The 12941-nt window shown below is 70.3% G+C and carries 9 protein-coding genes; 3 read left to right on the top strand and 6 right to left on the bottom strand.

Features of this window, described 5'->3' with window-relative positions:
- The first annotated feature begins 59 nt into the window (after positions 1-59).
- Positions 60-1835 (top strand): ABC-F family ATP-binding cassette domain-containing protein, encoded by a 1776-nt coding sequence (locus VF592_RS08780; RefSeq protein ID WP_331005241.1) that lies wholly within the window; start codon positions 60-62, stop codon positions 1833-1835.
- Here the strand turns inward: VF592_RS08780 and VF592_RS08775 are convergent.
- Genes VF592_RS08775 through VF592_RS08755 form a run of 5 tightly spaced genes read right to left on the bottom strand, consistent with a single transcriptional unit; the run spans position 1832 to position 9367 of the window.
- Positions 1832-2629, bottom strand: a complete 798-nt coding sequence (locus VF592_RS08775) for a DUF815 domain-containing protein (RefSeq protein WP_331005240.1) — start codon at positions 2627-2629, stop codon at positions 1832-1834. The two genes, VF592_RS08780 and VF592_RS08775, sit on opposite strands and share 4 nt — an antisense overlap.
- 49 nt (positions 2630-2678) lie before the next feature.
- The gene (locus VF592_RS08770) at positions 2679-4628 is read right to left on the bottom strand and encodes a tetratricopeptide repeat protein (RefSeq protein ID WP_331005239.1); all 1950 of its coding nucleotides are present in this window, start codon (positions 4626-4628) and stop codon (positions 2679-2681) included.
- Complete coding sequence (gene prsR, locus VF592_RS08765) at positions 4621-5973, bottom strand: PEP-CTERM-box response regulator transcription factor (RefSeq protein ID WP_331005238.1); 1353 nt, start codon at positions 5971-5973, stop codon at positions 4621-4623. The genes VF592_RS08770 and prsR overlap by 8 nt, the downstream gene beginning before the upstream one ends.
- Positions 5970-7982 carry an XrtA/PEP-CTERM system histidine kinase PrsK gene (gene prsK / locus VF592_RS08760; protein WP_331005237.1) on the bottom strand — a complete coding sequence of 671 codons (2013 nt, stop codon included), beginning with the start codon at positions 7980-7982 and terminating at the stop codon, positions 5970-5972. Before prsK ends, prsR begins: the two co-directional genes overlap by 4 nt.
- Complete coding sequence (locus VF592_RS08755) at positions 7979-9367, bottom strand: TIGR03013 family XrtA/PEP-CTERM system glycosyltransferase (protein WP_331005236.1); 1389 nt, start codon at positions 9365-9367, stop codon at positions 7979-7981. The genes prsK and VF592_RS08755 overlap by 4 nt, the downstream gene beginning before the upstream one ends.
- Before the next feature lie 154 nt (positions 9368-9521).
- Between VF592_RS08755 and VF592_RS08750 the strand changes: the two genes are divergently transcribed.
- Both VF592_RS08750 and VF592_RS08745 read left to right on the top strand, forming a co-directional pair.
- Positions 9522-10565 (top strand): mannose-1-phosphate guanylyltransferase/mannose-6-phosphate isomerase, encoded by a 1044-nt coding sequence (locus tag VF592_RS08750; protein WP_414714189.1) that lies wholly within the window; start codon positions 9522-9524, stop codon positions 10563-10565.
- A 132-nt stretch (positions 10566-10697) separates the two neighbouring features.
- A complete protein-coding gene (locus VF592_RS08745) occupies positions 10698-11042 on the top strand; it encodes a hypothetical protein (protein ID WP_331005234.1) in 345 nt (114 codons plus the stop codon).
- Between the two features lie 186 nt (positions 11043-11228).
- Here the strand turns inward: VF592_RS08745 and groL are convergent, their stop codons facing one another.
- On the bottom strand, positions 11229-12875 hold the full coding sequence (groL, locus tag VF592_RS08740) for a chaperonin GroEL (RefSeq protein WP_331005233.1): 1647 nt from the start codon (positions 12873-12875) through the stop codon (positions 11229-11231).
- Positions 12876-12941 lie beyond the last annotated feature (66 nt).

The raw sequence follows: 12941 nt of genomic DNA, 5'->3' as shown, positions 1-12941 counted from the left end.
ATGACCCGTGCAACAACCCGCAACTTGCCGCGCGGGTCCCGCCACCCTAGCTGGCGCGCATGGCCGCACCGATTTTGTCGTATGAAGATCTGGGACTCGTTCAAGGATCGGGGTGGCTGTTCCGCCATCTCGACCTGTATATCGGCGCGCGCGACCGGCTGGCGCTGATCGGCCGCAACGGCGCGGGCAAGACGACGCTGCTGAAACTGATCGGCGGCGCGATCGACAGCGACGAGGGACGGCGCACCATCGTGCCGGGAACGCGCGTCGTGCTGCTGGAGCAGGAACCCGACCTGCGCGGGCATTCCACGCTGGGCGATTACGTCGCGAGCGGCGCCGACGCCCCCGAGCCGCACGCGGCGGCGGCGATCGCCGACCAGCTGGGCATCGACCTGGCGCGCGATGCCGCGTCGGCCAGCGGGGGCGAACGCCGTCGCGCGGCGATCGTCCGTGCGCTGGCGCAGGACCCGCAGGTGCTGCTCCTCGACGAGCCGACCAACCATCTGGACGTCGGCGCGATCGAGTGGCTGGAGGACTGGCTCCAGCGCTTCAAGGGCGCGTTCGTCGTCATCAGCCATGACCGCACCTTCCTGACACGGCTGACCAGGCAGACCCTGTGGCTCGACCGGGGCGGACTGCGCCGCGCCGAGCTGGGGTTCGGCGGGTTCGAGGCATGGACCGACCAGGTCTATGCCGAGGAAGCGCGCCAGGCCGAGCGGCTCGACGCGCGGCTGAAGCTGGAGGAGCATTGGCTCCAGCGCGGCGTCACCGGGCGGCGGCGGCGCAACCAGGGCCGCCTCGCCAAGCTCCACGACATGCGCGCCGAACGCGCGGCGATGATGGGGCCGCAAGGATCGGCGGCCCTGTCGATCGGGTCGGACGATGTCCGCACCAAGGTGGTGATCGACGCGCGCGCCGCCAGCAAATCCTATGGCGACCGCGCGATCATTCGCGACCTGACCCTGCGCGTCACGCGCGGCGACCGGATCGGCATCGTCGGGCGCAACGGCGCGGGCAAGACCACCTTGCTCCGGCTGCTGACGGGCGAGCTCCAGCCCGATAGCGGCGAGGTGAAGCTCGCCAAGACGCTCGACGGCATCGTCATCGACCAGCAGCGCTCGCTGATGGCGCCTGAGAAGTCGGTGCGCGACGTGCTGGCGGACGGCGGCGACTGGATCGAGGCGCAGGGGGTGCGCAAGCATGTCCACGGTTATCTGAAGGAGTTCCTGTTCGACCCCAGCATGATCGACGCCAAGATCGGCTCGCTGTCGGGCGGGGAACGGTCGCGACTGCTGCTGGCGCGCAAGTTCGCGCGGCCGTCGAACCTGCTGGTGCTCGACGAGCCGACCAACGACCTCGACCTGGAGACGCTCGACCTGCTCCAGGAGGTGATCGCGGATTATGACGGCACGGTGCTGATCGTCAGCCATGACCGCGACTTCCTCGACCGTACGGTGACGGTGACGCTGGGGCTCGACGGGTCGGGCAGCGTCGACGTGGTGGCGGGCGGTTACGAGGACTGGGTCGCGAAGCGCCGGCCCAGGGTCGAGGCGAAGCGCACGGCCGCGAAGCCGAGCGCCGCGCCGGCTCCGGTGTCGCGCACGAAATTGTCCTACAAGGACCAGCGCGACTATGAACTCTTACCCAAACGCATCGAGGAGATCGACGCCGCCATCGCGCGCGACGAGGCCAGGCTCGCCGATCCCGACCTGTATGTCCGCGACCCCGCCGCCTTCGACAAATTCATGAAGGCGATCGAGCGCGCCCGCGCCGACAAGGACGCCGCCGAACTGCGCTGGCTGGAACTGGCGGAGCAGGTGGAAGGGCTGGGCTAGAGGGTCCGGCCCGCGCGCCCGGCCAGCTCGACCGCATATTGCCAGGCGACCCGCCCCGAGCGCCCGCCGCGCTGCACCGCCCAGCGCACCGCGTCGGCGGGGTCGAAGGGCAGCTCGCCCGCCTGCGTATAGGCGCGCACGATGGCGAGATAGCCGTCCTGATCAAGTGCGTGAAAGCCGAGGCTGAGCCCGAACCGGTCGGCGAGCGCGAGCTGGTCGTCGAGCGCGTCGCGCGGCGCGACCGCCTCCCCGTCCGGATGGTCGCGCGCGACGAGGTGGCGGCGGTTGGCGGTGACCAGGAGCCGCACGTTGGCGGGCCGCGCCTCCGCCCCGCCCTCCAGCAGCGACCGGAGCGCGCGAGCGTCGGCGGGCGCGTCGAAGCCGAGATCGTCGACGAACAAGGCGAAGGCGCGGGGGATATCGGCCAGCCTCGCGAACAGGGCTGGCAGGCCGGGCAGGTCGGCGACCTCGACCAGCGCCAGATCGCCGCCCTCGCGCCGGACGCGGTCGACCGCGCTGCCGACCAGCGCCGATTTGCCCGACCCGCGCGCACCCCAGAGCAGCACGTCATGCGCCGCATGCCCGCGCGCGAGCCGATGCAGATTGTCGAGCAGCGTCGCCTTTTGCGCATCGATCCCGATCAGCGCGTCGAGCGGGCGCGGCGCCCATCCGCGCGCGACCTCGAGCACGCCGCCGCGCCACAGATAGGCGGGATGGACCAGCGGATCGGCGATGGGCGGCGGCGGGGGCGCGAGCCGCTCCAGCGCGGCGGCGATACGGTCGAGCGGGTCCATGGCCTTGTGGTCTAGGTCGCGCCCGCGTCCCGGTCACCCCCCGACCGGATCAGCGCGGGAGTTGACGCAATTTGACGAGGAGCTGGCGCGCGCCGTCCGCCTGCCCGTCCGCGTCGAGCGCGGCGGCATAGGCGGCGACCACGCCCGCGTTCATCGGCGCGAGCCTATAGGCCGCCGCGGCATAGCGGCGCGCGACGGGGCCGTCCCCGTCACCCGCATAGGCACGCGCCAGGTCCGCGAGCAGCCCGGCGTCGCCCGAGCCGAGCCGGCCGCGCACGCCCTCCAGCGTCTCGATCGCGGCGTTCCAGTCGGCGCTCGCCATCTGCCATTGGGCGAGCAGGCGCTGCGCGACGAGCGAGCGCGGATTCTGGGACAGGTAGAGTGACAGCGCCCCCGCCGCGTCGCGCGCGGCCCCCGCCCGGCCGAGCGCGTCGACCAGGCGCAGCATCACGGGTTCGTCGAAGCGGAGGTCGGCCGCGCGACGATAGGCTTGGGCCGCCTCGCGCCAGCGGCCGCGCACGGCATGGATATCACCCAGCGCGACCTGCGCGGCGGGGGCGCCCGGCGTCGCCCGCGACAGGGCCTGTGCCCGTGCCAGCGCGGCGTCGAGGCGGCCCGTGCTCGCCAGGCCGCGGATCAGGCCGATAGCATAGGTCGGGTCGCTGGGGGCGGCACCCGCGGCCGCGGCGAGCGCGGCGGGATCGGTGTCGCTGGCGAAGATCGCCGCCACGCCCTGACGCGCGATCGCGGCGCGGTCGAGCAGGCGCGCGGCGGCGACGCGGTCGCCCAGGCGCTCGACCGCGCGCGCCGCCAGGGTCAGCGCGTGAGGATCGGCGTCGTCCCGCGCGACGACCGGCCGCATCGTCTCGATCGCGCCGGCCGCATCGCCCGACCGCAGCAGCGCCGCGCCGAGCAGCACCCGCGCGCGCAGGTTGAGCGGCTGGATCCGGAGCAGCGCGCGCCAGCGCTCGATCGCCTGCTCCCCCTGTCCCGATCGGTGGTCGAGCATGCCCCAGAGCAGCATCGTGCCCGGAATCGCGTCCGCCGCCGTGCCGGCATGTCCCAGCAGCGCGCGCGCCAGCCCCGCATTGCCCGCGCGCGCGGAGAGCACCGCCTGAAGATAAAGGGCCTGGGGATCGCCGGGTCTGGCGAGGAGCGCGGCGCGGCTGTGCGCCAGCATCTCGCGGTGCCGACCGAGTTCGCCCGAGGTTGCGGCCTGCTCGATCAGGGCAGGATAATGATAAGCGTCGCGCGCGAGCGCGGCGGCGAACCAGGGCAGGCTCGCCAGCGGGCCGAAACGGCTGCGCACCAGCTCGCCCTTGAGGGTCAACGCCTCCGGGTCGCCCGGCGCCAGCGCGGCGGCGCGGCTGGCGGCGATGTCGGCGGTGCCCACCTCGCCGCCCGAGAAGCGCAGGCGGCCGAGATCGGTCCAGGCGCGCGCATCGTTCGGCGCCGTGCGCACTAGGGATTCCAGCAACCCCGCCGCGTCGCCGCGCCGCCCCTGCGCAGCATAGGCGCGTGCACGAACGCGGGTTGCCTCGGCGGCATGGGCCGGTCCGGCGCGCGCGATATCGGCGAGCGCACCATCGGGGTCGCCCCCGAGCAGCCGTGCCTCGCCGAGCAGGATATCGAGGGATCGAGCGGGCACCCCGAGTTCGCGCGCGCGGGTCAGCTCGGCGAGTGCATAACCGCCCTCCCCCAGCCGCAGATAGGCGCGCGCCAGGAGCAGATGGCCCTGAATCGATGCCGGATCGGCCCGCAATGCCGCCTGCGCGTTGCTGCGCGCGGCGTTGAAGTTGCCCGCCGCGAGCGTGGCGCGACTCGCCGCCAGCGCCGCCGCGCCATCGATCGGTGCCGGTCTGGTCGCGGCGAATACCCCCGTCATGACGCCCGCAAAGGCGATCAGCCCGATCGCGATCGGCCGCGCGCGCCGGCCGAGCGTCGGCAGGGCGAAGCCACGGCGGCGGCGCTGGAGCATCGGATAGACGGTGTCAGCCATGGAGATCGTAGCTTTTCAACAGATCGTAGAGCGTCGGACGGCTGATCCCGAGCAGGCGCGACGCACCGGAGATGTTGCCCTCGGCACGGGCCAGCGCACGCGCGATCGCGCGGCGGTCCGCCACCTCGCGCACTGCGCGCAGGTTGAGGAGCGCATCGTCGGCGGCCCCAGCTCCCAGATCCAGGTCGGCGGCGGTGACGCGCTTGCCCTCCGCCATGATCACCGCGCGCTTGATCCGGTTCTCCAGCTCGCGGACGTTGCCGGGCCAGGGCCAGGCATCGATCGCCGCGGCGGCATCGGCGGACAGGCCCGTCACCGCGACGCGCAACGCCTGGGCATGGCGGGTGACGAAATGCCGCGCAAGCAGCGCCGCGTCCCCCGACCGTTCGCGCAGCGCGGGGATGCGCACCACGATCTCGGCGAGTCGGTAATAAAGGTCCTCGCGAAAGCGCCCGTCGGCGACCATCGCGTCGACGTCCTGATGCGTCGCGCAGACGATGCGGGTATCGACGGGGAGGGCCTTGCGCCCGCCCACGCGCTCGATCACGCGCTCCTGGAGAAAGCGCAGCAGCTTGACCTGGACGGGAAGCGGCACGTCGCCGATCTCGTCGAGGAACAGGGTGCCCCCCGCCGCCCGCTCGATCTTGCCCTCGACCGCGCGCACCGCCCCGGTGAACGCGCCCTTTTCATGCCCGAACAGCTCGGATTCGAGCAAGGTCTCGGGGATGGCGGCACAGTTGATCGCGACGAACGCGCCGCCGCGCCGGGGCGAAGCGTCGTGAAGCCCGCGCGCCAGCAGCTCCTTGCCCGTCCCGCTCGCGCCGAGCAGCATCACCGAAACGTCGGCGGGCGCGACGCGCTCCAGCGTGCGCGTCACCGCCGCCATCTCGGGCGAGGCATAGACCAGTCCGCCGAACCGGCCCTCGCCACCGCGCTTGGCCAGGCGGCGATTCTCCGTCTCCAGCGCATGGACGTGAAAGGCGCGCGCGACGATCAGCCCCAGCCGATCGATATCGATCGGCTTGGCGTAGAAATCCCAGGCACCGCCGGCGATGGCGCGCAGCGCGCTCTCGCGCGCGCCGTGGCCGGTCGCGACGACGATCTTGGTGTCGGGCTTGGCCGCCAATATCTCGGCCAGGCAGGCGAACCCTTCCGCGGTGCCGTCGGGATCGGGCGGCAGCCCCAGGTCGAGCGTGACCACGGCGGGCTCGTGCAGCCGGAGCGCGTCCATGGCGGCCCGGCGGTCGCCCGCGACGACGACCTCATAGCCCTCATAGGCCCAGCGGAGCTGGCGGGCGAGACCGGGATCGTCCTCGACGACGAGGAGCACGGGCTTGGTCGTCATGCGGCCTGCTCCATGGCGGGCGCGGCGGGAAGGGAGATGCGAAAGCGCGTGCCCTCGCCTTCGCGGCTATCGACATCGATCGTACCGCCCATCGCGCGGACGAGTTGGCGTGCCTCATGGGCGCCCAGGCCGAAGCCGGCGGGCTTGGACGAACTGAAGGGGCGGAAGAGGTGGTCGCGGACAAAGGCGGGAGACATGCCGCATCCCCGGTCAGTCACTTCGATGACCGCGCGGCCCCCCTGGCTCGACACCGATACCAGCACCGGCCCGTCGGCATGGCCCGCCTCCACCGCGTTGCGGACCAGATGGCCCAGCGCCTGGGCAAGCCCGGCCGCGTCCGCCGTCGCGTGCACGTCGCCGTCGACGAGCAGGCGAACGACACGCCGGTCGGGCTCCCGCTCGACCGCACGCGCGACCAGCGCCGCCAGATCGACTACCGCCGCCGGCTCGGCGGACGCGGCCTCGCGCGAAAGGCGGGCGATCAGCGCGGTCATGCGATCGGCCGACTCCTTCAACGTCGCGATCATGTCGGTGCGGAAATCGGGATTGTCGGCGTGGCGTTCGGCGTTGCGCGCGACGAGGGTCAACTGGCTCACCAGATTCTTGATGTCGTGAAGGATGAAGGCGAAGCGGCGGTTGAACTCGTCGAAGCGCTCGGCATCGGCGAGCGCGGCATGGGCACGGTCCTCGGCGAGATAGCTGGCGGCCTGCGCCCCACCGACGCGGAGCAGATCGAAATCCTCCCAATCGAGCGCGCGCGCGACCGGCGGTCGGGCAAGCAGGATTGCACCGACCAGCGCGCCGACATGGACCAGCGGCACCAATATCCAGCTTCGCGGGTCGGCGATCATCCAGGCGGGAACGCCCGCCCGGTCGGCGGCGGAGGCCGTGCCGTCGCGCACCGTGTCGAGCTCGACGATCCGACCGGTCGCCGTGAGGTGACCGGTCAGCATCTCGCCCGCATCGCCGGTGTCGCCATTCCAGCTCCATTCGGCGCCGACGGCCAGCCGGTCGCCATCGACGGTCAGGAGCACGCCGGCGGGGGCGTCGACCAGATCGGCGGTGGCCTGGACGACGCGGCTGCCCAGCGGCCCGTCCTCGCCGGGACGGCCGAGCGTGGCGGTGAAGCGTCGCCAGGCGGTCCGGTAGTCATAGCGGTGGCCGAATAGGTGCTTTTCGACCACCACGCGCGTCCAGGCGCGCAGCCAGGGCGTGGACAACAAGGTCGCCAGCGTCGTGGCGGCACCGATCACGATAGCGGTCTGGACGACCCGGACATGCGGCCCGCCGAACCCGGCGGCGAGCCCGGTCGCCGCGACCACGGCCGAACAATAGCCGAGCAGTCCGGCCCCGGCGAGAACACGCAGGCGCAGGCTCCGCGACGGCAGAAAGCGCCGATCGATACGCGGGGCGGCCGCGAGCGCGAAAGCGAGGCCGGCCAGCAGGACACCGACCCCCCGCGCAAGATCCAGCGTCGCGGGCCAGCCCGTGAGGGGCCCGGCCGCAATGGCGAACAGATCGACGCTCCACAGCATCGCCAGCGCCGCCGCCAGCGGAACCGAGGTCCGCATCGGCATGGCCGCGAGCAGCAGAATGAGACCCGCGAGCGCGGTCAGCAGCCGCAATGCCCAAAGCGAAAGGATCAGAGCCGGTGCCTGCGCCGCCTCGTCGATGACCTGCGCCAGCGCCACCGTCATCAGCGCGACCGGCAGGCAAGCCGCCGCCGCAAAGGCCGTGCTCCGCGCCGGGCCGACGCCGCGACCATGCCGAGCGAGCGTCATCGTGACCCACAACCATGCCAGATCGCGTGCGGCCTCCATCACCAGCGCGGCGACGTCGCCGACGCCGATGCCGGCGGCCGCCAACGCCCACAGGGCCGTCGCGGCGTGCGCGATCACGATCGCGCCCTCGCCGCCACGCCGCCACGCGCCGATCGCCAGCGCGACAAAGGCCAAGCTGGCGAGCGCATAGGCCCAGAGGATCGGCATGGCGGTCAGAGCCGGATTCATCGGACCCCCTCCGGCCAGAGCACGACCCGCAACGTCTGGAGCAGGATCAGCAGATCGAGGAAGGGCGAATAATTCTTGGCGTAGTAAAGGTCGTATTCGAGCTTGTTGCGCGCATCCTCGATCGACGCGCCGTACGGATAGTTGATCTGCGCCCAGCCGGTGATGCCCGGCTTCACCATGTGCCGCTCGGCATAATAGGGCAGATGCGTTTCCAGATCGGACACGAATTGCGGGCGCTCGGGCCGGGGGCCGACGAAGCTCATCTCGCCTTTCAGCACGGTCCAGGTCTGCGGCAGTTCGTCGATGCGGACGCGCCGGATGAAGCGGCCGACGCGGGTGACGCGCGGATCGTCCTCCGCCGCCCAGACCGCGCGTCCACCGACCTCGGCATCGATGCGCATCGACCGCAGCTTGATGATGTCGAACTCCTCCCCGTAAAGCCCGACCCGACGCTGGCAGTAAAGGGCAGGCCCCTTGGATTCGAGCTTGATCAGGACGGCCGCGGCCAGGATCACCGGCAGCGTCAGCAGCAGCAGCAGCAGACTGGCGGCGATGTCGAAGGCGCGCTTGAAGGTGCTCGACAGGATCTCGCCCGACGCGAAGCCGTCGGAAAAGATCAGAAAGGAAGGATTGACCGATTGAAGGTCGATCCGGCCCGTCTCGCGTTCCAGGAAACTCGACAGGTCGACGACCTGGACACCGGTGGTCTTGACGCGGAGCAGGTCACCGACGGGCAGCGCGTTGCGGCGCTCCTCGATCGCGAGCACGACCTCGACCGCGCCGAGGTCGGTCACATAACTCGCTAAATTGGCGATCTCCTCACGCTGCACGGCGCCGTCCGCGACCGGCCCCGCTTCTCCCATCGCGACGATCCCGGCGACGATGAAATTCACTCCCGGCACCCGCGACAGCGCCGCGACCCTAGCGCCCCGCGCGCCCGCACCCAACACCACGACGCGGCGCTTGAAAGTATCACCCCCAAGTGCCCGGCCCAGCGCCGCGCGCACCGCGACCAGCAGCAGCACCGCGATCGCCATCGCGTAAAGGAGATTGGATCGCCAGAAGCTCAGTGCCGGAATGAAGAAGAAGATCAGCGACAGGGCGATCACGCCGATCGACACCGCGACCGCGAGCCGGGCGGCGGCGAAGCGCAGCGACCGGAACGACGCCGCACTATACGCGCCGACCGCGACCAGCGCGATCTGGAGCGCGACCGCGAAGGTCAGCAGCTGCGGCCAACGGGCCCAGGTCGCGCCCGGATCGATGCCGATCTGCCAAGCCCGCAACAGCCAGGCCAGTTCCCCCGCCAGCAACAGGCACAGCATGTCGACGAGGCCGAGAAGCATCGTGGCATGTGGCACATAATGTTTGAACAGCCTGATCACCGCCGCGCCCCCGACAGGTTCCGTGTAAGCGATCCCGACACCCGGACGCCCTTTCTGACAGGAGCCGGATAACGAAAGGTGAATCGGTCGCAATCGGTCGCGTCGCGGGCTAAAGGCTAATCCAGGTCAGTAGGGGAGAACAAGGCCGGTGAGCATCGCGATCATTCCGGTGATCCTCTCGGGGGGATCGGGAACGCGGCTATGGCCGATGTCACGGCCCGAGCGGCCCAAACAGCTACTCGCCCTGACAGGCAAGGAGACGATGCTCCAGCTGACGGCTCAGCGGACGACCAGCGACCGGTTCGGGGCACCCATCGTGGTCGCCAATGCGGCCCATGCCGATCTCGTGGACGAGCAGCTAGCAGCCACCGGCGCGCTGCCCCGCCTGGTCATTCTGGAACTGGGTGCGCGCAACACCGCGCCCGCTATCGCGCTCGCCGCGCTGGCACCGGGAAGCGGGTCGGACGCGCTCCTGGTCATGCCGTCCGACCATGTGATCGGCGACCTCACGGCCTTTTACGCGGCGATCGAGGCGGCGATGCCGTTCGTCGAGCGCGGTTGGCTGGTCGCGTTCGGCATCACGCCCGACAAGCCGGAAACGGGCTATGGCTGGATGCAGGTGGGCGCGGCGGTCGGCGAGGGCGTCCACCGGGTCGCGCGCTTCGTCGAGAAACCTCCGCGCGAACAGGCGGAGGCCATGCTGGCGGCGGGCGACCATGTGTGGAACGGCGGCATCTTCCTGTTCCGGGCGGACGCCTATCTCGCGGCGCTCGCGGTCCATGCGCCGGGAATCCTGGTCGCCGCACAGGACGCGATGAACGCGGCGCGGGTGCAAGGCGGCCGCCTCTACCCCGACGCGGCCGCCTTCGCGACCTCCCCCGACGAGTCGGTGGACTATGCGGTGATGGAACATGCCGAGCGGGTCGCGGTCGTGCCCGTGTCGATGGAATGGAGCGATGTCGGAAGCTGGGACGCGCTCCACGCGATCAGCGACACCGACGCGGACGGCAACGCCCATGCCGGCCCGGTGCTGGCGATCGACACGCGCAACTGCTTGGTGCGCAGCGACGGTGTGCGCATCGCGCTGGTCGGGGTCGAGGACCTGATCGTGGTCGCGAGCGGCGACGACCTGCTCATCATGCCGCGCGGTCGCAGCCAGGAGGTGAAGAAACTGATCGAGGCGATGAAGCGGAACTAGAGGAAGCGGAAATAGGCGCGGGCGACGCGATCCGGTCCACCAGGCGTCATGTTCCGCCCGCACGGTGCCGTCTTGTAGGACAAGGCATCTGCGGGGCCGGGGGCCGCGTCGGTCGCGAGCGACAATCTCGGAATGTGGAACCGCAAGTTCCAGCGAGGGCAGTTCGACGTCCGATCGGGCGTCGAGCCAGCGATCCGTCCGGCCGTTCGGCCCGGTCCGACACACCAGGCGCACCTGCTCGCGTTCGGGATCAACCAGCAGGATTTCGCGAACGCCAACCAGACCGCGATATTCCTCCGGCTTTATCTCTGGTCGAGCGAGGAGGTCGATGGCGAGAGCAGCTCCACCACGACCTGCGGATCGCCGAGCAGCTGCTTGCGCCCGTTTCCCGGAGCGGCGACGCTGTCGAAACAGACGCTCACCTCCGGCAGGCGAACCGTCCGCTCGGCGGTACGCGCCGCCAGGTCGGAGCCGTAGGGGCGGCACCCGCCGCCGCGTCCAACAAACAAAGGGCCGGAGCGGGTGCTCCGGCCCTTCTGCCTGAACAGCGGGTGGGCGCGGGTGGAGCCCGCGCTTTCGTCGGACGGAATCGACGGCGTTGCCGCCGACCTGTCGGCCGTTCCGATTTTCTGTCCGGGGCAGCTTGGCCGCCCCGGCCGAAAATCAGAAGTCCATGCCGCCCATGCCGCCGCCCATGCCGCCGCCGCCCATGGGCATCGCCGGCTTGTCCTCGGGAAGCTCGCTCACCGCCGCTTCGGTGGTGATGAGCAGACCCGCGACCGAGGCCGCGTCCTGGAGCGCGGTGCGCACGACCTTGGTCGGGTCGATCACACCGGCGGTGACGAGGTTCTCGTACACGTCGGTCTGGGCGTTGAAGCCCATATTCTGGTCGTCGCCGTCGAGCAGCTTGCCCGAGATCACCGCACCATCATGCCCGGCATTCGCCGCGATCTGACGGACGGGCGCGTAGAGCGCCTTGCGGATGATATCGATGCCGCGGGTCTGATCGTCATTGGCGCCCTTGAGCCCCTCGATCGCGCGCGTGGCATAGAGCAGCGCCGTGCCGCCGCCGGGGACGATGCCCTCCTCGACCGCCGCGCGGGTCGCGTGAAGCGCGTCGTCGACGCGGTCCTTGCGCTCCTTGACCTCGACCTCGGTCGAACCGCCGACCTTGATCACCGCGACGCCGCCCGCGAGCTTGGCCAGGCGCTCCTGGAGCTTCTCGCGGTCGTAATCGCTCGACGTGTTCTCGATCTGCTGGCGGATGGCCTCGGTGCGGCCCTTGATCGCATCGGCATCACCCGCGCCATCGACGATGGTGGTGTTGTCCTTATCGATCGACACGCGCTTGGCGGTGCCCAGCATGGCAAGCGTGACGCTCTCCAACTTGATGCCGAGATCCTCGGAGATCACCTCGCCCTTGGTCAGGACCGCGATGTCCTCGAGCATCGCCTTGCGGCGATCGCCGAAGCCCGGTGCCTTCACGGCCGCGACCTTGAGGCCGCCGCGCAGCTTGTTGACGACGAGCGTGGCCAGGGCCTCGCCCTCGATGTCCTCGGCGATGATCAGCAGCGGACGGCCCGACTGGACGACGGCTTCCAGGATGGGGAGCATCGCCTGCAGGTTCGACAGCTTCTTCTCGTGGATCAGGATGTACGGGTCGTTTAGCTCGACCGACATCTTCTCCGGGTTGGTTATGAAATAGGGCGACAGATAACCACGGTCGAACTGCATGCCCTCGACGACGTCGAGCTCGAAATCGAGACCCTTTGCTTCCTCGACGGTGATGACGCCTTCCTTGCCGACCTTCTCCATCGCCTCGGCGATCTTCTCGCCGACGACGGTGTCGCCGTTCGCGGAGATGATGCCGACCTGGGCGATCTCCTGCGTGCCCGCGACGGGCTTGGACCGGCCCTTGAGGTCCTCGACGACCTTGAGGACGGCGAGGTCGATGCCGCGCTTCAGGTCCATCGGGTTCATGCCGGCCGCGACCGACTTCATGCCCTCGCGGACGATCGCCTGGGCCAGGACGGTCGCGGTGGTCGTGCCGTCACCGGCGACGTCGTTGGTCTTCGAGGCCACTTCGCGCAGCATCTGCGCGCCCATGTTCTCGAACTTGTCCTTGAGCTCGATCTCCTTGGCGACGGTGACGCCGTCCTTGGTGATGCGCGGGGCGCCGAAGCTCTTGTCGATGACGACGTTGCGGCCCTTGGGGCCCAGCGTCACCTTGACCGCGTCGGCGAGGATGTCGACGCCGCGCAGAATGCGCTCACGGGCGTCGCGGCTGAATTTCACGTCCTTGGCTGCCATGTGGCTACCCTTTCAGATGAGTGGAAGTTCACTAAAGATCACGCCCGGAACGGGCGGGAGCGGATC

Origin of the sequence: Sphingomonas sp. (assembly GCF_036388435.1) — a bacterium.
Lineage (GTDB): Bacteria > Pseudomonadota > Alphaproteobacteria > Sphingomonadales > Sphingomonadaceae > Sphingomonas.
Note: the sequence above shows the minus strand (reverse complement) of the source record. Positions and strands in the feature narration are given on the sequence as shown.